The 22,680-nt window shown below is 71.8% G+C and carries 24 protein-coding genes; 15 read left to right on the forward strand and 9 right to left on the reverse strand.

Going from position 1 to position 22,680, the window contains the following annotated elements:
* The 5 genes from VFO26_RS02875 to VFO26_RS02895 all read left to right on the forward strand — a co-directional run.
* Positions 1 to 543 (forward strand): PadR family transcriptional regulator (locus tag VFO26_RS02875; protein WP_325113373.1); only part of this gene is annotated, 543 nt, incomplete at its 5' end.
* 50 nt (positions 544 to 593) lie between these two features.
* A complete protein-coding gene (locus tag VFO26_RS02880) occupies positions 594 to 1,292 on the forward strand; it encodes an ABC transporter ATP-binding protein (RefSeq protein ID WP_349259034.1) in 699 nt (232 codons plus the stop codon).
* Between the two features lie 4 nt (positions 1,293 to 1,296).
* Positions 1,297 to 3,135 carry an FtsX-like permease family protein gene (locus VFO26_RS02885; RefSeq protein WP_325113375.1) on the forward strand — a complete coding sequence of 613 codons (1,839 nt, stop codon included), beginning with the start codon at positions 1,297 to 1,299 and terminating at the stop codon, positions 3,133 to 3,135.
* 52 nt (positions 3,136 to 3,187) lie between these two features.
* Positions 3,188 to 3,673: an Hcp family type VI secretion system effector gene (locus VFO26_RS02890; protein ID WP_325113376.1), complete on the forward strand. Its 486-nt coding sequence runs from the start codon at positions 3,188 to 3,190 to the stop codon at positions 3,671 to 3,673.
* Between the two features lie 20 nt (positions 3,674 to 3,693).
* Positions 3,694 to 5,184, forward strand: coding sequence for a methyltransferase (locus tag VFO26_RS02895; protein ID WP_325113377.1), 1,491 nt, complete (start codon positions 3,694 to 3,696; stop codon positions 5,182 to 5,184).
* A gap of 64 nt (positions 5,185 to 5,248) precedes the next feature.
* On the opposite strand, the gene VFO26_RS02900 is transcribed toward VFO26_RS02895, so the two are convergent.
* From VFO26_RS02900 to VFO26_RS02910, 3 genes are all read right to left on the reverse strand, one after another.
* The gene (locus VFO26_RS02900; RefSeq protein WP_325113378.1) at positions 5,249 to 5,869 is read right to left on the reverse strand and encodes a TMEM175 family protein; all 621 of its coding nucleotides are present in this window, start codon (positions 5,867 to 5,869) and stop codon (positions 5,249 to 5,251) included.
* A gap of 113 nt (positions 5,870 to 5,982) precedes the next feature.
* Positions 5,983 to 6,564: a cupin domain-containing protein gene (locus VFO26_RS02905; protein WP_325113379.1), complete on the reverse strand. Its 582-nt coding sequence runs from the start codon at positions 6,562 to 6,564 to the stop codon at positions 5,983 to 5,985.
* Positions 6,565 to 6,770: 206 nt separating this feature from the next.
* The gene (locus tag VFO26_RS02910) at positions 6,771 to 7,328 is read right to left on the reverse strand and encodes a dihydrofolate reductase family protein (RefSeq protein WP_325113380.1); all 558 of its coding nucleotides are present in this window, start codon (positions 7,326 to 7,328) and stop codon (positions 6,771 to 6,773) included.
* 192 nt (positions 7,329 to 7,520) lie between these two features.
* On the opposite strand from VFO26_RS02910, the gene VFO26_RS02915 reads away from it, so the two are divergent.
* The 3 genes from VFO26_RS02915 to VFO26_RS02925 all read left to right on the forward strand — a co-directional run bounded on the left by VFO26_RS02915 (position 7,521) and on the right by VFO26_RS02925 (position 10,825).
* Entirely contained in the window at positions 7,521 to 8,198 is a 678-nt protein-coding gene (locus tag VFO26_RS02915; protein ID WP_325113404.1) for an anti-sigma factor, read from the forward strand.
* Between the two features lie 109 nt (positions 8,199 to 8,307).
* Positions 8,308 to 10,158: a calcium-binding protein gene (locus VFO26_RS02920; protein WP_325113381.1), complete on the forward strand. Its 1,851-nt coding sequence runs from the start codon at positions 8,308 to 8,310 to the stop codon at positions 10,156 to 10,158.
* Positions 10,159 to 10,255: 97 nt separating this feature from the next.
* Positions 10,256 to 10,825, forward strand: a complete 570-nt coding sequence (locus VFO26_RS02925) for a hypothetical protein (protein ID WP_325113382.1) — start codon at positions 10,256 to 10,258, stop codon at positions 10,823 to 10,825.
* A 24-nt stretch (positions 10,826 to 10,849) separates the two neighbouring features.
* Here VFO26_RS02925 and VFO26_RS02930 read toward each other — a convergent pair whose 3' ends face one another.
* Complete coding sequence (locus VFO26_RS02930; RefSeq protein ID WP_325113383.1) at positions 10,850 to 13,684, reverse strand: cation-translocating P-type ATPase; 2,835 nt, start codon at positions 13,682 to 13,684, stop codon at positions 10,850 to 10,852.
* A 109-nt stretch (positions 13,685 to 13,793) separates the two neighbouring features.
* Between VFO26_RS02930 and VFO26_RS02935 the strand changes: the two genes are divergently transcribed.
* The 4 genes from VFO26_RS02935 to VFO26_RS02950 all read left to right on the forward strand — a co-directional run bounded on the left by VFO26_RS02935 (position 13,794) and on the right by VFO26_RS02950 (position 16,512).
* Complete coding sequence (locus VFO26_RS02935; RefSeq protein WP_325113384.1) at positions 13,794 to 14,393, forward strand: dihydrofolate reductase family protein; 600 nt, start codon at positions 13,794 to 13,796, stop codon at positions 14,391 to 14,393.
* Positions 14,394 to 14,492: 99 nt separating this feature from the next.
* Positions 14,493 to 14,852, forward strand: coding sequence for a YciI family protein (locus tag VFO26_RS02940; RefSeq protein ID WP_325113385.1), 360 nt, complete (start codon positions 14,493 to 14,495; stop codon positions 14,850 to 14,852).
* 3 nt (positions 14,853 to 14,855) lie between these two features.
* Positions 14,856 to 16,064: an RNA polymerase sigma factor gene (locus VFO26_RS02945; protein ID WP_325113386.1), complete on the forward strand. Its 1,209-nt coding sequence runs from the start codon at positions 14,856 to 14,858 to the stop codon at positions 16,062 to 16,064.
* Positions 16,048 to 16,512, forward strand: a complete 465-nt coding sequence (locus VFO26_RS02950; protein WP_325113387.1) for a pyridoxamine 5'-phosphate oxidase family protein — start codon at positions 16,048 to 16,050, stop codon at positions 16,510 to 16,512. The genes VFO26_RS02945 and VFO26_RS02950 overlap by 17 nt, the downstream gene beginning before the upstream one ends.
* 1 nt (position 16,513) lies before the next feature.
* On the opposite strand, the gene VFO26_RS02955 is transcribed toward VFO26_RS02950, so the two are convergent.
* Positions 16,514 to 17,311, reverse strand: a complete 798-nt coding sequence (locus VFO26_RS02955) for an ABC transporter permease subunit (RefSeq protein ID WP_325113388.1) — start codon at positions 17,309 to 17,311, stop codon at positions 16,514 to 16,516.
* A complete protein-coding gene (locus tag VFO26_RS02960; protein WP_325113389.1) occupies positions 17,308 to 18,246 on the reverse strand; it encodes an ABC transporter ATP-binding protein in 939 nt (312 codons plus the stop codon). The genes VFO26_RS02955 and VFO26_RS02960 overlap by 4 nt, the downstream gene beginning before the upstream one ends.
* A gap of 142 nt (positions 18,247 to 18,388) precedes the next feature.
* Between VFO26_RS02960 and VFO26_RS02965 the strand changes: the two genes are divergently transcribed.
* Together VFO26_RS02965 and VFO26_RS02970 are read left to right on the forward strand one after the other, a co-directional pair.
* Positions 18,389 to 19,612: a sensor histidine kinase gene (locus VFO26_RS02965; protein ID WP_325113390.1), complete on the forward strand. Its 1,224-nt coding sequence runs from the start codon at positions 18,389 to 18,391 to the stop codon at positions 19,610 to 19,612.
* A complete protein-coding gene (locus tag VFO26_RS02970) occupies positions 19,609 to 20,271 on the forward strand; it encodes a response regulator transcription factor (protein ID WP_325113391.1) in 663 nt (220 codons plus the stop codon). Before VFO26_RS02965 ends, VFO26_RS02970 begins: the two co-directional genes overlap by 4 nt.
* Before the next feature lie 111 nt (positions 20,272 to 20,382).
* On the opposite strand, the gene VFO26_RS02975 is transcribed toward VFO26_RS02970, so the two are convergent.
* Positions 20,383 to 20,700 (reverse strand): hypothetical protein, encoded by a 318-nt coding sequence (locus VFO26_RS02975; RefSeq protein ID WP_325113392.1) that lies wholly within the window; start codon positions 20,698 to 20,700, stop codon positions 20,383 to 20,385.
* Between the two features lie 165 nt (positions 20,701 to 20,865).
* Between VFO26_RS02975 and VFO26_RS02980 the strand changes: the two genes are divergently transcribed.
* The gene (locus VFO26_RS02980; RefSeq protein WP_325113393.1) at positions 20,866 to 21,693 is read left to right on the forward strand and encodes an SAM hydrolase/SAM-dependent halogenase family protein; all 828 of its coding nucleotides are present in this window, start codon (positions 20,866 to 20,868) and stop codon (positions 21,691 to 21,693) included.
* Between the two features lie 27 nt (positions 21,694 to 21,720).
* On the opposite strand, the gene VFO26_RS02985 is transcribed toward VFO26_RS02980, so the two are convergent.
* Together VFO26_RS02985 and VFO26_RS02990 are read right to left on the reverse strand one after the other, a co-directional pair.
* Positions 21,721 to 22,134 carry a hypothetical protein gene (locus VFO26_RS02985; protein WP_325113394.1) on the reverse strand — a complete coding sequence of 138 codons (414 nt, stop codon included), beginning with the start codon at positions 22,132 to 22,134 and terminating at the stop codon, positions 21,721 to 21,723.
* A gap of 63 nt (positions 22,135 to 22,197) precedes the next feature.
* A complete protein-coding gene (locus VFO26_RS02990) occupies positions 22,198 to 22,674 on the reverse strand; it encodes a VOC family protein (protein ID WP_325113395.1) in 477 nt (158 codons plus the stop codon).
* Positions 22,675 to 22,680 lie beyond the last annotated feature (6 nt).

Below are 22,680 nucleotides of genomic sequence, written 5' to 3' on the forward strand. Positions count from 1 at the left end.
CACGGATACCAGTTGCGCGTCGTGCAGGAGGTCCTGCTCGCGCTGCTGGCGAAGGAGCCGTCGCACGGCTATGAGCTGCGCGCCCGGCTCCAGCTCGCGCTCGGCCCGTTGGCGGAGGCGCTGAACGCCGGCCAGGTGTACGTGACGCTCAACCGGCTCGAGAAGGCCGGGCTCGTGACCTCGGAGCGGGTCGGCCAGACCGATCGTCCCGACCGCAAGGTCTACGAGCTGACCGACGCGGGGCGGGCGCGGGTCATGGAGTGGCTCGACGACACGAGCTGGCCGAAGCCCGCGCCCGCCGAGTTCCACCTGAAGCTGGTCGCCGCTGCGGCTGCGGGGTTGGGTGATCCGGTGCGGCTCGTGGACGTGCAGCGCCACGCACTGTTGGAAGGATTGGCCGCCGCGCAGCGGGCGGCCCTGGGCGAGCCGGGCGGCTCGGTGGCAGGCCTCTTGCTCGAGGGTGTGGTGCTGAGGCAGCAGGCCGACCTGCGCTGGCTGGAGGCCTGCGCACGCTACTGGACCGAGACGAAGGGACGACGATGAACGCGAACGGGTCGCTCCCGCGCGTGGTCTTGCGAACGCGGGCGTTGGAGATGGAATACGGCCAGGGGGCGGGGCTCGTCCGTGCGCTCGACGCGGTCGAGCTCGAGGTGGCCCCGGGCGAGACACTGGCCGTGATGGGGCCGAGCGGCTGCGGAAAATCGACCCTGCTGCACCTGCTGGGAGGTCTCGAGCGCCCGTCGGCGGGGGAAGTGTGGCTGGCGGACGATCGCATCGACCAGCTCAGCGAGAAGGCGCTGGCTCGGCTGCGCCGTCACGCGATCGGCTTCGTCTTCCAGGCCTTCCACCTGATGGACGAGCTGACCGCCGTGGAGAACGTCGAGCTGCCCGCGCTGCTGGCCGGACGCTCGCCGCGCGAGGCACGGGGCCGGGCCCAAGAGCTGCTGGATCAGGTCGGGCTCACCGACCGGGCCGAGCACCTGCCGTCGGCGCTCTCGGGTGGCGAGCGCCAGCGGGTCGCGATCGCACGCGCGCTGAGCAACGAGCCCCTGGTCGTCCTCGCAGACGAGCCGACCGGCAACCTCGACAGCGCCGCAACGCTGGACGTGCTCCGGCTCCTCGACAGCCTGCGTTCGGCCGGGCAGACGCTGCTGATCGTCACCCACGACGCCCGGGTCGCGGCCACCGCCGACCGGCTGATCTCCATGCGCGACGGCGCGTTCGTCGAGGAGACCAGGCTGACGCGCGGAACGGGCGGCCGGCTCAGCGAGCTGGCCGGGCTGGAGGGCTGACCCGATGGGCCGCCTTCTGCTCGTCTGCCGTCTCGCGGCGCGTGACCTGCGCCGGCGCCCGGCCGAGGCCGCGCTCCTGCTGCTGGCGATCATGGGGGCCACGACCACCCTGACGCTCGGGCTCGTTGTCCACGGGGTGACCGACAAGCCCTACGAGAGCACGCGGGAAGCCACAGCCGGGCCCGACGTCGTCGCGGGGAGCGGCGGCGGGTCCGCCGAGCTCGCCCGCCTGGAGGCGCTGACCGACGCTCCCGGCGTCGTCGGCCATGACGGTCCGTACCCGGTCGCCGGGGCGGTCTTGTCGGCAAACGGCCACACCGTGCCGGCGTACGCAGTGGGACGCGATCCGGCAGCGGCGTCGATCGACCAGCCCGAGCTGACCCAGGGCCGCTGGGTACGCGACGGCGGAGTGGTGGTCGAGGCCGCCTTCGCCGACGCGCTAGGCCTCCACGCCGGTGACGCCTTGACCATGAGCGGCATCGTCCGCGCCGCCTTCGGCGACACGCTCGAAGGCGGCGCCGGCGATCCGGTCACCGGCAGAAGCCGGTCGTTCCAGGTCGTCGGCGTTGCGGTCACCGCCGCCACGCCGCCGTATCCGGAGGTGTCCTGCATCGGCGGCCTCTGCATCCCCGCCGGCCTGGTCTGGCTCACCCGGGCGGATGCCCGGAGCCTCGACCCGCAGCGGGGCCCCCTCACGTACACCCTGAACCTGAAGCTGGCCGACCCGGCCGCAGCCACGGCGTTCGTCGAAGCGCACCTCAACCACCCACCCGCCCCGGTCGGGAGGTCATGGCAGGAGATCAGCGAACAGAGCGCCAATCTCGTCGAGAACCAGCGGCGGGCGCTGCTGACGGGCGGCTGGCTGCTCGGCCTGCTCGCGGTGGCCAGCCTCGCCGTTCTCGTCGGGAGTCGGATGGCCGACCAGATGCGGCGCGTGGGGCTCCTCAAAGCGGTCGGCGCCACCCCGAGCCTGGTCGCTTCCGTGCTCCTCGCCGAGTACGTCGCCGTGGCCCTCCTCGCGGCAGCGGGCGGGATCGCCGTCGGGTGGCTGGCCGCTCCACTGCTCACCGAGCCCAGTGTCGGCCTCCTCGGCAGCGCCGGTGTACCGCCGCTCACCGTGTCCACGGTCGGCGTCGTGACAGCCGTCGCGCTCGGGGTGGCGGTTGCGGCGACCTTCGTTCCTGCCGTCCGCGCCGCACGCACCAGCACCGTCCTCGCGCTGGCCGACTCGGCTCGCGCACCCCGGCGCACGGCCTGGCTGATCGCGCTCTCGGCGCGACTGCCCCTCGCGCTGCTGCTCGGGCTGAGGGTGGCCGCCCGGCGGCCGCGCCGCGTCCTGCTCGCCACGGCCAGTGTCGCGATCACGGTCAGCGGGATCGTCGCGGCGCTGGCGGCGCATGCGGACCTCGACGCCGATCGGCTGAGCGTCGTCTCAGCGCTGGACAGCTCCCGGGTCGATCGCTTGAACCAGGTTCTGCTGGTGATCACGATCACGCTCGTCGCCCTCGCAGCGGTCAACGTGATCTTCGTCACGTGGGCGACGGCGCTCGACGCCCGGCGCTCCTCGGCGATTGCACGCGCGCTCGGCGCCACGCCGCGGCAGGTGAGCACGGGACTCGCAGCAGCCCAGGTAATTCCAGCACTGGCCGGCGCCGTTCTCGGCATTCCCGGAGGCATCGCGCTGTTCGCCGCGGTCGGCGACTCGACGACGAGCCCTCCGCTCTGGCAGCTGCTCGCCGTGGTCGCGGGCACGGTGCTCGTGGTGACGGGGCTCACCGCCGTTCCCGCCCGCATCAGCGGTCGTCGCCCCGTCGCGGAGGTCTTGCGGTCCGAGCTGGCTTGAGGTGCGCGACCGGCCGTGTACGATCGACCGAGCCGGTCCGGGAGGAGACGCGATGGCGGTCGACTACTTCATCAAGTTCGACGGCATCAAGGGCGAGAGCGCCGATGCCAAGCACAAGGATGAGATCGACATCGAGTCGTGGAGCTGGGGCGAGACCCACGCCGGTACCGCCTCGTCCGGCGGCGGCGGTGGCGCCGGAAAGGTCTCGATGCAGGACTTCCACTTCGTGATGGGGCTGAACCGGGCCAGCGTCGGGCTCATGAAGGCCTGTGCCACCGGGCAGCACATCAAGATGGCGACGCTGACGGCCCGCAAGGCCGGCAAGGGCCAGCAGGACTACCTGACGTTCAAGTTCCACGACGTCCTCGTCAGCTCGTTCCAGACGGGCGGATCCGAGGCCGTCGACTACCTTCCGACCGATCAGGTCTCGCTCAACTTCGCGAAGCTCGAGATCGAGTACAAGCCGCAGAAGGCGGACGGCTCTCTCGGGTCGCCCATCCGCTTCGGGTACGACCTGAAGACGAACAAGACGTTCTAGCGCGACTGAGAGGGCGCCCAGTGGAGCCAGTCCGCGCCGTCCCCCCGCCCGGGCGCCCTGCGCCCCCACGCGCGGGGAGCCCCTCGGCGGCGCTCGAGCTCGCCCGGCTGCTGCGGGAGGCCGGCTACGCGCCGCAGCAAATCCAGGAGCGGCTCGCGACCGGCGACCAGCTCCTCGCGCGCTCACCCGAGCTGCCGTCCTACCTGCGGCGGCTCGGCGACGCGGACGAGCCGGCGGTGCTTCTCCGACTGTTCCTGCTCGGGGTCCCCGTCGCACGCGAGCGCGTCGACCAGCTCGTGGGAGCGGAGCTGCGGGCGCGCCTCGCGGAAGCCGGGCTTCTCGTCGAGGACAGCGAGGCCGTCCACGGGGCGGCGCGCCTCGTCCCTCACGACGAGCTGCTGATCGCGTCCGATCCGGCGGGCGCCGCGGAGGGGCACGCGGACCACGTGCCGGGCGTGCATCGCCCGTCCGTCGCCCTCGCCCACCTGACGGTTCGCAGAGAGGGCGAGCGCGCCCTCGACCTGTGCACCGGCAACGGGATCCAGGCGATCCTGCTGGCCGCGCACGCCGAGCGCGTGGTCGCGACGGACGTGAACGAGCGGGCCCTCGGCTATGCGGCGTTCAATGCGGCGCTCAACGGCGCCGCCAACGTCGAGACGCGGGCCGGCAGCTTCTTCGAGCCGGTCGAGGGCGAGCGGTTCGACCTCGTGGTCGCCAACCCCCCGTACGTCGTGTCGCCGGAGAGCGCGTACCTGTTCCGGGACGGGGGCATGTCCGGCGACGAGGTCTCGGAGCACGTCGTGCGGGCCGCACCGGCCGCGCTGGCGCCCGGAGGCTTCGCCTGCGTCCTGATCTCGTGGGGCCTCGATCCGGACGACCCGGCGGAGCGCCCGCGCAGCTGGCTGGAGGGCTCGGGTTGCGACGCGTTCCTCCTCCACACCTCGACCGACGATCCGGTCGAGACCGCGACGGTGTGGAACCGTGATCTCCTCGACAGGCCCGAGGCCTACGCCGCGGCGCTCGACCGCTGGCTCGCGTACTACCGCAAGCTCGGGATCGAGCAGCTCGGGTATGCCTGCCTGGTTCTTCGCAAGCGGAGTGACGGCAGTGACGGCTGGCTGGAGGCCAGGCAGCTGCCACGCGCGGCTCTCCGTCCGGCGGGCCGACACGTGCGGACGCTGTTCGAGACGCACGACCGCCTGGCGGAGCTCGGCGCGGACAGGTCGCTTCTCGACCGCCGGCTGCGCATCGTCGAGGACGCCGTCGTCACCCAGGACACGCGCTTCACGGAGGGGAGTTGGCGCGCAGGGGATCTGACGCTCCGGCTGGAGAACGGGTTGCCGTTCTCCGCGGAGCTCGATTCACCGACGGCGCGCATGATCCGCGCGCTCGACGGCTCGATGACGCTTCGTGAGGCGCTCGCGGCGGCCGTGGAGAGCGACGACCGGCCTACCGGGCTTGCCCTCGCTCGCCGGATGCTCGAGATCGGCTTCCTCGAGCTGTGCGAGTGAGCGGGCTGACTCCCGACAGGGCGAGGCACGGATCGCGGTGCCGCCCCGTGGGCACTCGACGAGGTCAGGCAGGCTCGGGAGCGACTTCGTCGCCGGGCACTCTCAGAGCCGCCACGACGGCGATCACCAGGTAGCCGAACGCGGCAGCCCGCGGTGCCACGAGCGCGAGCGCGATCGCGGCCGCGTAGAAACCGATGCTCGGCGACGACGCGATCAGGATCGTTCCGATCTCGTCCTCGCTCACCTCCGGCCTGAGAAGCGTGCGGTCGCGGGCGACTGCACCCCAGAGGGCGCTGAACAGCACGGCGATCGCGAGCAGGCACGCGCCGTAGAAGATCGCCGCGGCCCGCTCGGCGTTCTCGTCCCGGATCGCCTCCGCGACGAGCCTCGTCGGGAACGGCAGGAACGAGACCGCCATCAGCAACAGCAGGTTGATCCGCATGACCTCGTCGTTCGCGTAGCTCAGGCGCCGGAAGACCCCGTGATGGGCGAGCCAGATCCCGCCGATCGTGAGGAAGCTCGTCGCATAGCCGAGGTACGCGGGCCACTCGTGGAAGATCGCGCTCCACAGGTCGTCGAACTCGTCCGCCGGGATGCCAATGTCGAGAACCAGCAGCGTGATCGCGATCGCGAACACGCCGTCGCTGAACGCTTCGGTCCTCCCGGTGTCCCACCGGCTGCCCACGAACGCAGAGTTCGACGCCCGGCCAGCACGTCCTCTCTGGCGCCGCCTCCGGTCAGCCGTCGAGGGTCGTCAGGTCGAGTGGCGGAGCCGCTCGAGCACGACGCCCCGGCAATCTACGAGGTCGTCGACGAACGGTCCTCGGCGTCTCTCGCCCACGGCAGACCGGCCCAGCTGTCCGGGGGCCCGGGCTGCCAGGGTGGGAAGCGCGCGTAGGCCTCGGCGGGCGTTGTCGTGTCGACCTCCACGCCCGCGCCGTGGCGGAGCGCAACCTCCGAGCGGGGATAGAGGATGCCCTTGTCGGGCCACCCCCGGCGGGCGCCCACCATGAAGATCACACAGGGGCCCTCGCCCGCCCCGACGAAGGCGTGCTCGGTGTCCTGAGGACAGTGGACGAAGTCCCAGGCCCGGAGCGGCCGCTCCTCGCCCTCGATCAGCAGCAGGCACTCGCCCGAGAGGACGAGGAAGTCCTCCTGGTTCGCCTCCCGGTGGTACATGCCTCCGCACTGTCCGGGCTGGAGGACCCCGATGGTGAAGCCGAGCTGGAGGAAGCTCACGTCGTCGCCCTCGAAGACGCATGCGCTGCCGAGCGCGTCGTTCTTGACCCACGCGGCCTCGGGGACGCTGACCACGAACCACCCGTCGGTCACCGGCGTGAGCCCTGCATCCAACCGCTCGAGTCGCGCCTCCTCGACCATGCCCGTTCGCCTCCCGACGTGATGTGCCGCCCACTCCCGCTTCCACGGCGTCCTCGGTCACCGGGTATCGCAGCGTGTGCGCAGCCTACGCGAGCGGATCGACTCTCGACCGTGGTCGATGACCCTCGGCGGGTGAGGTGAGCCGGCCGGCTCGCGTTCCCCGACCGCTCGAGGGCGTCCTCACCACGACCGAGACCCGCCGCAGGTCAGCCGGCTCGGCGCACGACGGTGAACCGGGCGCTGGAGAGATCCTGGTTTCGTCCGAGCTCTTCCAGCTGCAGCTCGAGCCGACGGGGCAGGAGCGGTGCACCCGCACCCAGCGTGACCGGGGCGATCGAGACGATCACCTCGTCCAGCAGCCCGACGTCGGCGAACTGACCGGCCAGGTCTCCTCCGCCGACGATCCAGACGTTCCGATCACCTGCCGCGGCGACCATCTCCGCGTGCACCGCGGCGACGTCCGCGCTGGTGAACTCGATGCGCGCGTCGGGGACGACCTGCAGCCGTCGATGAGTGAACACCCAGCAGGGGAGGTCGTACGGCCACTTCCACTCCGCCGGGTCCTTGCCGGCGAACTCGTGGTCGAGGATCCATTCGTACGTCGTCGAGCCCATCGCGAGCGCGCCGACGCGGGCGATGAACTCGCGGTAGTTCAACGGCCCGTCGGGGTCCTGCCGGCGGGTGAACAGCCAGTCCAGCGAATTGTCCGGGTCGGCGATGAACCCGTCGAGGCTGGTGGCGGTGTAGTACTGGGTGAGGCTCAATGCAGTCCTCCTTCGTGGCTGGTGGCGCATCACCGCCGGCGCCGCCGGACGGGAATAGCCGGGGCGGCCCGGGGTCCTCCAGGATATGAGGGGCTTCCCGATTTCGTCCCGGGGATTCACCCCGGGCTCGTTCCGGCGCCGCCGCGCCGCCCGCGCAGCCTGTCCGTCGTTACCTTTCGTGGTGCGGTGGCGATGAGACGTCGTCGAGACGAATCCGATGGCCAGGAGACAGCCGAGCTGGCGGCGCTGGCGGACGGCTCGCTCGCGCCCGAGCGGCGTGCGGCGCTCGAGGAACGCGTCGCGGCGTCTCCGGAGCTCGCCGGGCGGCTCGCGGAGCAGGAGCGCGCGGTCTCGCTGCTGCGGAGCGCTGCGGCCGAGGTGGAGGCCCCCGCCGGCCTGCGCGTGCGCCTCGACGCGCAACAGCGTGCTCGCGCGAGGCCGGCGGCGCCTCGCCGTCTCGTGATCGGCGGCGCAGCTGCTGCCGTGCTCGCGGTCGCGATCGGCCTGGCGGCCTTCGGCTCGGCCACCTCGGCCGAGCGCTTCCACGCAGCCCTGGCGCCCACCGACCTCGCGCCCGCGGCCACCGGAGAGGCGACGCTCACCAAGACGGGCTCGGGTTGGCGGATCGACCTCGACGCCGCCGGGCTCCCACGCCTCGAGGGGGGCCGCTTCTACCAGGCGTGGCTGCGCAACTCGACGGGCGTGCTCGTTCCGATCGGGTCCTTCAACGAGGGCAGGGCCGTCACCCTGTGGGCCGGCGTGTCACCCGTGGACTATCCGGGGCTGAGCGTCACCCGCGAGGAGGCCGACGGGGATCAGGCCTCGTCGGGCGAAAGGGTGCTCGTGGGGACGGTCGACCCCGGCGAATAGCCGGTCCTCCGGGCTCGTCTCGAGCCCGCGCCTGAGAGAGCCCGGGAATAGGCAGCCGCGAAAGGCGTCCTTGGGTGCGACGAGTCACCTCTCACGGAAAGGACGCGACATGACGAATCACGATCGGCCCAACGAGGCACGCGCCGTACGGCCCGCGCGGCTGCTGACATCGGCGGTGGCACTGGCTCTCGTCACCGGCGTGGCCGGGATCGTCGCCGGGCCCGGAGCTGCGGCGACCTCACCGAACGGGGCCAAGGCCTCCGCGCACGAGAAGAAGAAGATCAAGCGCCCGAAGGTCAAGCACGGCGTGCTGAAGATCGAGGGCACCGATGCGAGCGACGCGATCGCGCTTCGCCTCGAGCTCGGTGACCCCGAGGTTCTCCAGGTCGACGTCGGTGACGACGGCTCCGCCGAGTTCGACGTCAAGCTGAAGCACGTCACGAGCATCGCCGTCGATGCCCGGGACGGCGACGACCGGGTGCGCGTCGACGAGAGCAACGGGGCGTTCACCGACCGCTTCCCGACGGAGCTCGACGGCGGCGACGGCGATGACGACCTCGCCGGAGGCTCCGGGGCCGAGCGGCTGCTCGGCGACGACGGGAACGACTCGATCGACGGCAACCGCGGGAACGACACGGCCCTCATGGGCGACGGCGACGACACGTTCACCTGGGATCCGGGCGACGGCAGCGACGTCGTCGAGGGCGAGGACGGAGCCGACACGATGCGGTTCAACGGAGCGGGCGGGGCCGAGGAGTTCGACCTGTCCGCGAACGGGAGCCGCCTCAGGTTCTTCCGCAACGTCGGCACGATCACGATGGACACGAACGACGTCGAGACCGTCGACCTCGAGGCGCTCGGAGGTGCCGACGTGGTCACCGCCGGCGATCTCACCGGGACCGACGTCACGAGGCTGAACGTCGACCTCGAGGGCGCCCTCGGCGGCGGGAGCGCCGACGGCCAGACCGACCGCGTGGTCGTCGACGGCACGAACGGCAACGACACGATCGCGGTCGGCGGCGACGCAGCAGGCGTCTCCGTGTCCGGCCTGCCCGCAGTGGTGTCGATCCGTCACCAGGAGCCGAACGACGAGCTCGCCGTGAACGGTCGCGGCGGGAACGACGGGATCTCCGCAACCGGGCTCGCATCCCAGGCGATCAAGCTGACGGTCGACGGCGGCGCCGACGACGACAGGATCGCCGGCGGCCCGGGCATCGAGGCCCTCCTCGGTGGAGACGGAAACGACACGATCGACGGGAACGGAGGGAACGACACCGGCCTCATGGGATCCGGCGACGACACGTTCGTCTGGGATCCGGGTGACGGCAGCGACGTGATCGAGGGCCAGGTCGGCTCGGACACGATGGTGTTCAACGGCGCGGGCGCGAGCGAGAGCTTCGACCTCGCGGCGAACGGGGGTCGGCTGCGCTTCTTCCGCAACGTCGGCTCCATCACGATGGACACGGACGACGTCGAGACCGTCGACCTCCGTGCGCTCGGCGGTGCCGACCTCGTCACGGTCGGTGACCTGACCGGCACGGACGTGACGACGGTCAAGTCGGACCTTGCTGCCACCCTCGGTGGGAACACCGGCGACGGCCAGCCCGACGAGGTGATCGTGAAGGGCACGAACGGGGACGACGTGGCCGTGGTCTCGGGGGCCAACGGCGCGGCCAACGTGATCGGCCTTGCGGCGGCGGTGCAGGTCAGCAACGCCGAGCCCGCCGACGACGGGCTGACGGTCGACCTGCTCGCCGGCGACGACGTCGGCGAGGCATCGGCACTCGCGTCCAGCTCGGTCGAGCTCACGATGGATGCCGGCGCAGGCGACGACACCCTGATCGGCAGCGCCGGGGACGACACCCTGTTCGGTCGTGACGGCGACGACGTCCTGATCGGCGGGCCCGGTCTCGACGTCCTGGACGGTGGAAACGGCAACAACGTGGTGATCCAGGACTGACGCACCGACACCACGCGCCTCGACCGGGGCCCCTGTGGGGCCCCGGTCCGCGCGTGTGTCGGAAAGACTCCGGTCGCGAGTCGGCAGACTGGGGGCGGTGGACACCGGCGTCGACCTCTACTGGTTGCCGCTCGGCGCCGGCGGCCACTCGGTCCGGCTGAACGGGCGGGTCTTCGAGGCGGTCGCGGCCGGGCTCGCCCGACGAGCTCGCTGCGACCTGTACCACGCGGGCCTCGAGGTGAACGCCCCGGAGGGACGGTTCGTGATCGAGATGACACCGGCGTGGGCCGGGGACGGCGAGCGCGGCGTCGTCGCCGAGGGTGCAGTCGGAACACGCGCGGCGGGCCGCCTCCGGCTCTTCAGGTACGAGGTACGCCGCTGGCGCGACGGCGTCATCCCGGATGTCGACGAGGCCGTCGACAGCCCGCGCCGGCTCAGCGACGACGCGGAGCGCGCGCGGCGGCTGCTCGAGCTCGTGCCACAGGTGCCGACCGCCGTCTGGGGCCGCGACGAGCTTCGCACGGGCGAGATGTGGAACTCGAACTCGCTCGTCTCGTGGCTGCTCGCGCGGAGCGGGCTCGACGTGGGTGCGGTCGAGCTGCCGGCCGGCGGGCGCGCGCCGGGCTGGCGGGCGGGAATCGTGGTGGCACGGCGCCAGTCGCCCTGAAGGGCCTCTCGGCGGCGTGATCCGCTACCTGCGGCGAAGCCAGCGTCCGGCGAGCTTCTTGACCTCGTCCGCCCACAGCACGACGCTCGCAAGCGCCACGCAGATCAGCCAGTCCTCGCCCCCGAGCGGCGTCGTCCCAAAGGCCTCGTTCAGGAACGCCAGGTGCACGACGCCGGCCTGGAGGGCGACCGAGAGCGCGATCGCGCCCCACAGCCATCTGTTCGAGAAGAGACCGCGGAATGCGCTGGTGCGATCCGAGCGGGCGTTGAAGCAGTTGAAGAGCTGGGCGAGCACGAGCGTCGTGAAGGCCATCGTGCGCGCCTCCTCGATCCCGCCCGACCCGCCGAGCAGGCCGCCCGCGAGGCGGAGGTCGAGCGCGACCAGCGTCACGACTGCCATCACCAGGCCGACCCAGAAGATCCCGAGCCACATCTCGCGGTCGATCACGCGGTCGCTCAGCCGTCGCGGCGGGCGCCGCATGACGTCGGTCGGGGGCGCCTCCACGCCCATCGCCAGCGCGGGCGCCGTGTCGGTGAGCAGGTTGATCCAGAGGATCTGGGTGGCGAGGAGCGGCACCGCGATCGCCTCCCCCGTCTCGTCGAGGCCGATCACCCCGGCCAGGACGACGCCGAAGAACATCGTCAACACCTCGCCGATGTTCGACGAGAGCAGGAAACGCAGGAACTTCCGGATGTTGGCGAAGATGCCGCGGCCTTCCCGCACGGCGGCGACGATCGTGGCGAAGTTGTCGTCCGCGAGGATCATGTCCGCGGCCTCCGTCGTCACGTCCGTGCCGGTGATCCCCATGGCGACGCCGATGTCGGCCTTCTTCAGCGCGGGCGCGTCGTTGACGCCGTCGCCGGTCATCGCGACGATCTGGCCGCTCGCCTGCAGGGCGTCGACGATCCGCAGCTTGTGCACGGGAGCCACGCGGGCGTAGACGGAGCGGTCGCGGACCGCGTCCTGCAGGCGGTCGTCGTCGAGGGCGTCGAGATCGTGACCTGTCAGCGCGCCGGAGCCCGCCCCCGGGATCCCCAGGTCGTCGGCGATGCGCGCCGCGGTGGCGGGATGGTCGCCGGTGATCAGCATCGTGCGGATACCCGCCGCGGTCGCCTCGGCGATCGCGGCCCGCGCCTCCGGTCGCGGCGGGTCGATGATCCCGGCGAGACCGAGGTATGCGAGCTCGTGCTCGATCGACTCGTCCTCGGGGGGCCGCCCTTCGTCCGGCGGGAGCGTCCGGTAGGCGACGGCCAGGGTGCGCAACGCGAGACCTGCGAGGCGGTCGACCGTCCCGAGTACCTCGGCACGGCGCGCGTCGGAGAGTGGACGCAGCTCGCCCGCCGCGCGCTCCAGCGTGCAGCGCTGGAGCAACACGTCGGGAGCCCCCTTGGTGAACACGGCGATCCCGCCCTGCTGCTCGTCGGCCTGGAGCGTCGACATCAGCTTGCGCTCGGAGCTGAACGGCACCTCGCCCACTCGCTCGAAGCGCTCCTCGCGGGCCTCGGTGAGGCCGGCGACCTTCGCCTCCGCGACGAGGAAGGCGGCCTCGGTCGGATCGCCCTGGATGACCCACTCGCCGCTGTCCTCGCGCAGCACCGCGTCGTTCGCCAGGCTCCCCCCGCCGATCAGGTACCGAACCTCGTCGAGCAGCCCGGGGTCCTCGAGCGGACGGCCGTCGACGCGCAGCTCGCCCTCCGGCCGGTACCCGCTGCCGGTGATGTCGACCTCGCCCGAGGCGGTGACGACCTTCTCGATCGTCATCTCGCTCTTCGTCAGCGTCCCGGTCTTGTCCGAGCAGATGACCGAGGCCGAGCCGAGCGTCTCCACCGACGAGAGCTTCTTCACGATCGCCCGCCGACGAGCCATGCGCTGCACACCGAGCGCGAGGACGACCGAGAGGACGGCAGGCAGGCCCTCCGGCACGGCGGCGACCGCCAGCGACACGCCGACGAGCAGGACGTCGACGACGTCGGATGCGTCCTCGATGTCGGCGGTCAGCAGGATCGCCGTCATGACCACGACCGCGATGACGACCACGGCGACGCCGAGCGCGCGCCCGGTCCGGTCCACCTCGCGCTGCAGCGGCGTCCGTTGCTCCTCCGTGCTGCCGAGCAGGAGCGCGATGCTCCCCATCTCCGAGGTCATGCCGGTCGCCGTCACGACCGCGCGGCCACGCCCACGGGTGACGGCCGTCCCGTCGAACACCATGTTCACCCGGTCGCCCAGGGCGGCCGGCGCGGAGAGCGTGGCGACGTCCTTCAGCACCGGCTCGCTCTCGCCCGTGAGCGAGGCCTCGGCCACCGTGAGCGACGCTGCCTGCACGAGGCGCGCGTCCGCGCTCACCGCGTCGCCCTCGGCCAGGAGGAGGACGTCACCCGGAACGACATCGGCGGCCGCGATGCGCATCTCGCGCCCGTCCCGCACGACCCCGGCCGTCGCGGCGGCCATCTTCTGCAACGCGGCGACCGCCCGCTCCGCGCGGGCCTCCTGCACGTAGCCGAGCACCGCGTTGAGGACGACGATCACTGCGATCACGATCGCCTCGTACGGCACGCCGTCCGCGCCTTCCGCGATCCACGCGACGAGCGACACGGCAACCGCCGCGAGGAGGAGGTAGATGAGCGGATCGGCGAACTGGGCGAGAAGCTTGCGCCAGGCCGGGACGGCCCGGGCGGGGTCGAGGAGGTTCGGCCCGAAGCGCTCCAGGCGGGCCGCCGCCTCCGCCGAGGTCAGCCCCACACGGAGGTCGGTGCCGAGGTCGGCCGCGACCTCCGCGGCGTCGCGCCGCCACGGCTCGTCCGCGACCGGTGCGTCGATCACCCCGGTGGCCGCCCGAGCTCTCTCCTCGGCTTCCTCCACGGCCCCATGCTCGCAAAGCCGAGCGCGAGGACCGGGTGCGTCACGATGAGTTCCGGCCGGACAGCTCGTCTGTAGGAGATGACGCTACCGCGAGGAGAGGTGACTTCGGATGACAAAGGTCGTCGCAGCGATCACGACGTCGGTCGACGGGTACATCGCGGGGCCGGACGACGGACCCGGGAAGGGACTGGGCGAGGGTGGTGAGAGGCTGCACTACTGGGTGTTCGGGGGGCCGTGGACCTACGCCGGCGGGACGCGCGGAGAGCCGACGGGCGAGGACGCGGAGTGGCTCGCGGAGGCCGTGGCGACGGTCGGTGCCGTCGTCGGGGGCCGCTGGACCTACGAGGCAGCCGGCCACTGGGGCGACGAGAACCCGTGGGGTCTGCCGTTCTTCATCGTGACCCACCGGCCGGAACAGGAGCCGGAAGGCGGAGCGTTCACGTTCGTCTCCGGGGTCGAGTCGGCCGTCGAGCGCGCCGTGGAGGCCGCCGGAGCCAAGGACGTGAGTGTCATGGGCGGCGCCGACGTCATCCGTCAGGCGCTCGACGCGGGGATCGTCGACGAGCTGGCGATCGTCGTCGCACCGGTGATCCTGGGCGGCGGGAAACGGCTCTTCGACGGGTTCACGAAGTCCCTGGACTTGGAGCACCTCGGCGTGCGGCAGTCTCCGTTTGCGACCTTCATCCAGTACCGCGTGAAGCGGTCGTGAGCTCGTTGAGGCCCGGACGTCCTCGCGGAGACTCTCGGGGGTGTCCTCTTCCGCTTCCCTCGTTCGTCTGATACGCGACCATCCGACAAGGAGGAAGCGATGAAGTACCTGCTGCTGATCCACCAGGGAGACGCCCCCACGCCGTACGACCCCGAGGCCTGGTCGCGCCTGTCGGAGGACGAGCAGAGGGAGGTGTACGCCACCTACCAGGGGATCAACGAGACGCCCGGCGTCACACCCGGGCTGCAGATGCAGCCGCCCGAGACCGCGACGACCGTGCGCGTGCAGGACGGCAGGACGCTGACCACCGACGGGCCGTTCGCCACGGTCAAGGAGGCGCTCGGCGGCTACTTCGTGTTCGAGGCCGACGACCTCGACGCGGCGATCGAGCTCGCCTCCCGTGTGCCGGCGGCCCGCCTGGGCGGCGCGGTGGAGGTGCGCCCGCTGGTGGAGTACTAGAGCTTGAGAAGACCTGCGATCCTCGAGCAGGCCTTCCGCGAGGAGTGGGGTCGCGTCCTCGCGAGCCTGATCGGCTTCCTCGGCGACTTCGATCTCGCCGAGGAAGCTGCGCAGGACGCGTTCGCGATCGCCGCCGAGCGCTGGCCCCGCGAAGGGACGCCCACGAACCCGCGCGCCTGGCTCGTGACGACGGCGCGCAACCGTGCGATCGACCGCATCCGCCGAGATCGCACGCTCGCGGCGAAGACGCGGCTGCTCGACGCACCCGAGCCCGTGGAGGACGTGGTGGAGGAGACGACGATCCCGGACGAGCGTCTGGAGCTCGTGTTCACGTGCTGCCACCCAGCGCTCGAGCTGGACGCCCAGGTCGCGCTCACGCTCCGCACGCTGGGCGGCCTGCGCACGGAGGAGATCGCCCGTGCGTTCCTCGTCCCCGAGGAGACCATGGCCAAGCGGCTCGTGCGCGCGAAGCGGAAGATCAAGGCCGCGGGGATCCCCTTCCGCGTGCCACCGGCCCATCTGCTCCCCGACCGCCTCGCCGCGGTGCTCGCGGTCGTCTACCTGATCTTCAACGAGGGCTACGGCGGCCGCGGCGATCTCTCGGCCGAGGCGATCCGGCTGGGACGCGCGCTCGCCGAGCTGATGCCCGACGAGCCCGAGGTGCACGGCCTGCTGGCGCTGATGCTGGTGAACGACGCCCGCCGTGAGGCGCGGTTCTCCGATGGGGCCGTCGTCCTCCTGCGCGACCAGGACCGGGCGCTGTGGGACGAGAACGAGATCGCCGCGGGGCGTGTCGCACTCGACCGCGCGCTCGCGCTCGGCGGGCGCGGCCCGTACGTGCTGCAGGCGGCGATCGCGGCGCTGCACCTCGACGCGCCTCAGGACTGGCCCCAGATCGCTGCCCTCTACGGCGAGCTCGGCCGGATCACCGGCTCGGCGGTCGTGGAGCTGAACCGGGCCGCCGCGATCGCAGAAGCGGGAGATCCCGGGGCTGCGCTCGCGCTCGTGGAAGAGCTCGAGCTCGACCGGTACCACTACCACCACGCCGTGCGCGCGGATCTCCTGCGCCGGCTCGGCCGGATCGACGAGGCGCGCACCGCGTACGAGCGCGCGCTCGAGCTGGTTCACTCGGACGCCGAGCGACGCTTCCTGGAGCAGCAACTCGCGGAGATCACGAGCCTGAAAGGAGACACACGTGTCGGACACCGCTGAACCGCCTCCCGCCCGTTCGAGAGCCCAGCGCCGCCTCGACACGCTCGCCAGGCTGAAGGCCGACGTCGACCTGTGGGTCGCCTCGGCCGACCAGGCCGGAGTCGCCTACCTCGTCCCGCTCTCGTTCTACTGGGACGACGAGACGCTCACGGTCGCGACGCCGCGGGACAGCAGGACCGCCAGAAACCTGATGCGCGCCGGGCGGGCGCGGGTGGCGCTCGGCACGACCCGCGACGTCGTGATCGTCCAGGGACCCGTCGAGGCCGTTGCGATCGGGAGCGACCCCGCGCTCGAGGAGGCGCATGCCCACGCCGCCGGCTTCGACCCGAGGACGCTCGCAGAGGAGTACGTCTATCTCCGGATCACGCCCACCGAGATCCAGGCGTGGCGCGAGGCGAACGAGCTCGCGGGAAGGCAGCTGATGCGTCGAGGGGTGTGGCTCGAATAGTTCAAGCGTCGCGCCGACGCAGGAACGCGTAGCCGACGACCAGGGCGCCCACCGCCCACGCATACGCCACGCCCAGGCCCTGCCACGGCCCGATCGGCATCCCCCAGTCGTCACCCGCGTACATGCTGAGCATGCGGCCGGTCGTCGACTGCACGGCCATCCCCGCGAGCGGGGTCACCTGCACGATGCGCTCCTGGATGTGCTCGGGGAAGGCGCCGAGCATGAGCAGCGGGACGAACACGAGCCCGATCCCCGCCGCGATCGACGCCCCCGGGTGCCGGAGCACCGTGCCGATCCCGAGGGCGATCAGGCAATAGGCGGTGAGGAGCAGAGCCGTCCCCACGACCGCCCGCGCCGCGGACGGGTCGGTGATCGACACCGGTGGGTAAGCGGGTAGCGCGTACCCACGCTCGTGGAGCAGCGGCTGTGCGATCAGGAAGGCTGCGACCGAAGCGCCGAGCGCGAGTGGGAAGGCCACGAGAGCGAGGACGACCGACTTCGCCGCGAGCACGCGGAGCCGTCCCTGGGTAGCGGTCAACGTCGTCCTGATCATCCCGGTCGAGTACTCCGACGTCATGGGAGACGCGCCGGCGACGACCGCGGCGAGCGCCGCGAACACGGCGCCCGCGAGGCCGATCTGCACGACGTCGTCGTTGCCGCCGAGCACCGCGTCGGTTTCCTGCTCCGAGGCGGCGAGGGTGCTCATCCCGACCATGAGCACGCACATCGAGGCGACGGCGATGAGCACTCCGCGCTGCGTGCGAAGCTTCGTCCACTCGGACACGAGCGTCGCCCTCACCGTCGGTCTCCGGTCGGTTCGGGCGCGATGCTCGTATGCTCGGCCGCGTCGCCGGTGAGGCGGAAGTACGCGTCTTCCAGCGTCGCCCTGGACGACACGAGCTCCTCGAGCGGGATCCGGTGCGACGCGAGCAGCCGCGAGACCTCCCCGGCGGACAAGCCCTGCACGGTGACCCGGTCGCGGCCGTCCGAGACGAGAGTCGCTCCTGCGCGCGCGAGCACGGTCATCGCGTTCGCGACGTCGGGTGACCTGAAGGCCACGTGGCCATCCGAGGCCATCGCGACCAGCTCGTCGACCGAGACGTCGGCGAGGAGCCGTCCCCGGCCGATCACGATCAGCTGCTCGGCAGTGTCCTCGAGCTCGCTCATCAGGTGGCTCGACACGAAGACGGTGCGCCCCTCGGCTGCGAGCGTGCGGAGCGTCTCCCGCATCCAGCGGATCCCCTCCGGATCGAGCCCGATCGTCGGCTCGTCGAGCATCAGGATCGGCGGGTCCCCGAGCAGGGCGGCAGCGACCCCGAGCCGCTGCCGCATGCCGAGCGAGAAGGCGCCGACACGGCGGCGACCGGCGCCCGCGAGCCCGACGACGCGCAGCACCTCGTCGACGCGGCCGGCTCCGATCCCGTTGCTCTGGGCGATCCAGCGAAGGTGACTTCGAGCAGACCGGCCGGGATGGACGGCCCCGGCGTCGAGCAGGGCGCCGACGACCGTAAGCGGGCGGGGGATCCCGGCGTACCTGCGCCCTCCGACGAGCGCCGTACCCGCGTCGGGCGCCGCGAGGCCGAGCAGGAGCTGCATCGTCGTCGTCTTGCCCGCGCCGTTCGGGCCGACGAACCCCGTGACCCGCCCGGGCCGCACCGCTATCGAGAGGTCGTCGACCGCGACCGTCGTGCCGTAGCGCTTCGTCAGCCCGTGGGTCTCGATGGTCGCGTCCATGGCAGCGAGCGTACGAACGCCGACGGCGGCTCGCGTCGCGCGTGAGCGGTGTCTTCGTCCTCACCCGCCGGTGGGCCCGGGCCCGTCACCTCACTCTCCGGAGTGAGCGCGAAGATCCCGGCGTCGCGCGAGGCACCTCCCGGTGACGAGGGCGACAATGCCCGGTGTGGAGCTCGCCCAGGAAAGCCAGCGCGTGGTGAACGCAGCCAGGAGGCTGTTCTCGGGCCGGGACGGGCGGATCGCGCTCACGCTCGTCCTGGCGGTGACCGCTGCGCTCGAGGCGAGCATCTACACGCCCGACTCACAGGGCTTCGAATTCGACCAGCAGCAGGGGGACCTGGCACTGGCCGTCTTCTTCAACGTCCTCGCCGTCCTTCCGCTGCTCGTGTCCACGCGGTTCCCGGTGCTCGCGGCGGCGGGCACGACCTTCTGCATCCTGGTGCTGCTCGGCGCGCCCGAGGCGCCGCTCACCCTGACCAGCATCGGCGCGCTCCTCTACCTGGTCGGGGATGTCGTCGTCCGCCGCGGCCTGCTCTGGGGCGGGTGGTTCCTCGCCCCCTTCCTCGCGCACGCCATGACCCCGTTCGACGGGGGCGACGCCGGCCCTGGAAGCGTCGGACCGCTCCTGCTCGTCGCCGCCGCGCTCCTCGTCGCCGAGTCCGCCCGCAAGCGATCGGAGGCGGTCGCCGAGCTGGACGCCACCCAGGAGGCGATGGCCGAGAGCCTGCGCGAGCAGACTGCGATGGAGGAGCGAGCCCGGATCGCACGCGAGCTCCACGACATCGTCGCGCACCACCTCTCCGTGATCGCCGTGCAGAGCGAGACCGCGAGGCTGACGTCGCCCAAGCTCTCCGCCGACGCTCGCGGCCGTTTCGAGGCGATCGCCGCGACCGCCCGCGACGCCCTCAACGAGACCCGTAGGCTGCTCGGCGTCCTGCGCGAGGACGTCGAAGGCGAGGCGGACCGCGCGCCGCAGCCCGGCCTCGAGCAGCTGACCGAGCTGGTCGACACGGCACGCGACGCAGGCGCCGAGATCCGCCTCATCCTCCAGGGCAAGGTCGTCCCGCTGCCCGCCGGCATCGACCTCGCCGCGTACCGGATCCTCCAGGAGGCGTTGACGAACGCGCGACGACACGCCCCAGGGGCGAAGGTGGACGTCGAGGTCACCTACGACGAGGCCTGGCTGACGCTCCGCGTGAGGGACTACGGCCCCGGGCCGGCCGAGGGCGAGCTCTTTCCCGGTCACGGGCTCGTCGGCATGCGCGACCGAGCTTCCATCGCGGGCGGCACGTTTGCGGCCGGTGCGGCGGAGGGTGGCGGCTTCGTCGTCGAGGTCACGCTGCCGACCTCCGGGGAGAGCGCGTGATCCGGGCGCTGGTCGCCGACGACCAGGAGGTCGTCCGCGCGGGCTTCTCCGCGCTGCTCGACACGCAGCCCGACGTCACCGTCGTCGCGAGCGCAGCCGACGGCGCCGAGGCGGTGCGCCTCAGCCGCGAGCAGCGGCCGGACGTCGTGCTGATGGACGTGCGCATGCCGGTGATGGACGGCATCGAGGCGACGCGGCTCATCTGCGCCACCGACGGCGGTGTGCCGCGCATCCTCATCCTCACCACCTTCGACCTCGACGAGTACGTCTACGACGCGCTGCACGCCGGCGCGAGCGGCTTCCTGCTGAAGGACGTGCCCGCCGAGACGCTGTTCGAGGCGGTCCGGGTCATCGCGGCGGGTGAAGCCCTGCTGGCACCGGCGATCACGCGACGCCTGATCGCCGAGTTCGCGCGCCTGCGCCCACGGCAGCCCAGCCGGCCCGACGGGCTCGCCGCGCTGACGCCGCGCGAGACCGAGATCCTCGGGCTCGTCGCGGAGGGCCTCTCGAATGCAGAGATCGCCGCGCGGCTCGTCTTGAGCGACGAGACGATCAAGACGCACGTCAGCCACGTGCTCCGCAAGCTCGGTCTGCGAGACCGCGCGCAGGCCGTCGTGGTGGCGTACGAGTCGGGCCTCGTCGTACCGGGCGGCGCCTGACGGCTCCGCCCACGCGCGCTCACTACCGCCCGAGGCCATGCCGTCCACCGGCCGAGAATTGCGCTCGACGCGGCAGCGTGCAAGTCGATGCCGTACGGGGCGCGAGGGCCTCTACCTGCGTCGCCCGTCGAGCCGGATCGTCCAGCGGTCGACGCTGCCGATCACGAGATGAGAGTCACTCCACGGGTCGCGCCCGAGCGTCGCGCGGATCGCCTCCTCCGACTCCGCCTCGATCACGAGCACCACACGCTCCTCGTCCGCGAGCGGGCCGCCGAGGACGACGAAGCCCTCGTCGACGAGACCGTCCATGAAGTCGGCGTGCGCGGGCCAGTCGCTCTGCTCCTCGAGCGGCCGCGACGGGTCCCAGAGCGGGCCGTGCCGTCGCAGAACGACGAAGAACGTGGTCGTCGATCCTCCGCTGTCGCGCATCTGGATCTCCGGCGAGACTAGATGACAGAGGGGCCCACGCCGGATCTCGGGCTGCAACTCGTGGCGCCGATGTTCGCGTTCCAGGTCGCAACCCGATCCGCGAGGCGCTTCCATGCTCGTCGCGCCGCTTGCATCGGCCCGCGGCCGCGAGCATGCTTGGCGCCGATGTCGTCTCCCCGGCCGATCGTCTTCCTGAGCGACTTCGGGCTCGGCAACGAGTGGGTGGGGCTGTGCCATGCCGTCATGAGCGGGATCTCGCCGCAGTGCCCGATCACCGATCTCTCGCACCTGGTGCGCCCGCTCGAGGTGGCGTCGGGGGCACTTCTGCTGGCGGACTCGATGCCCTACATCCCCGAGAACGCGGTGATCCTGGCGGTCGTCGATCCCAACGTCGGCAAGGACCGGGAGATCGCGATCGAGACCGAGAGCGGCCGGCACCTCGTGGGCCCCGACAACGGGCTCCTGTCGCTCGCATGGGACGCCGCCGGGGGGATTCGCAGCGCGATCGAGCTGACCTCCCCGGACGTCGTTCGGCCGCCGCACGCCGAGTCGTTCCGCGCGCCCGACACCCTCTGCCCGCCGACCGCGGCGCTTGCCGCGGGGCGCCCGCTCGCGGAGCTCGGGACGCCTCTCGACCCCGCGACGCTCGCCGTGGTGGAGATGGCCGAGCCCGAGGTCGAGGCGGGGAAGATCACCTGCGAGGTGATCGACTTCAATCGGTTCGGCAACGTGCACCTCAACGTGCGCCCCGCCGATCTCGCCGCGGCGGGCCTCGACGGCGAGGCGACCCTGCTGATCGAGGCCGTCTCCGGATCGGCCGACGCCAAGCGCGGAAGCACGTATGCCGACTTTGCCGCGGGGGAGTACGGCGTGCTCTTCGACACGCGCGGCTGGCTCACGATCGTTCGCGGCAACCCTGCGAGCGCGCTCGACGGGCTCGGGCTCGCGCTTGCGGCACCCGTCTGGCTCACGCGGTCGGCGGCGGGCCGGTAGGCGGAGCCCGCTCGCCGCCCGGCAACCTCAGAGGCTGAGCGCGCCCCTGGCCTTCTCGAACTGGTCCTCACGCACGTACACGACGTAGCCGAACGAGCCGCGCCCGTCCGTCACGCCGCTCGAGGCGTAGATGTCCACGCCGGCGTCGACGAGGCGTCCATGGACGCTGGCGAGCGCGCCGAGCTCGTCGTCGCCCTGCACCAGCAGCGCGTGGTACGGGCCGTCGAGCGCCAGTCCGGCCGCCCGCGCCTCGGCCGCAAGCCTGTTCGGGTCGTCCGGGAAGAGTGCGAACTGGGCCAGCGCGGGCCCGCTCGGCACCGCGGTGAAGGCGAGCAGGCTGACCCCTCGCGAGGCCAGCTGGGCGAGGACGCGGTATGCGGCGCCGAGCTCGTCGCGCACCGTTGCGTAGTAGTACTCGACCGGACGGATCGTGAACGCCATCGCGGCTCACCTCCACCCCCAACCCTAACGCCAGCGACCGCGCACACGACCCGCCCGGCCACCTCACGCCTGGGCGGCTGCGGCCTCCCGAAGCGCTTCGACGTCGATCTTCCCCATCTGCAGCATCGCGGCCATGACGCGCTGCGACTTCTCCCGGTCGGGGTCGCCGATCAGCTCGAGCAGCACGCGCGGGACGATCTGCCACGAGAGCCCGTACCGGTCCTTCAGCCAGCCGCAGGGCCCTTCCTCGCCGCCCTCGGAGAGGGTGCGCCAGTAGGTATCGACCTCGTCCTGCGTCTCGCAGATCACCTGGAACGAGACGGCCTCGGTGAAAGCGAACTCCGGGCCGCCGTTCAGCGCCACGAACTCGTGCCCGTCGAGCTCGAAGTTCACCGTCATGACCGTTCCCTCGGGCCTCGGGCCGGCCTCGCCGTAGCGGGCGATCTCCAGGATCCTCGAGTTCGGGAAGACCGACGTGTAGAACCTCGCCGCCTCCTCCCCCTCGGTGTCGAACCACAGGCACGGAGTGATCTTCTGCATGGTCGT

It is taken from the genome of Gaiella sp., assembly GCF_035710885.1.
GTDB lineage: Bacteria > Actinomycetota > Thermoleophilia > Gaiellales > Gaiellaceae > Gaiella.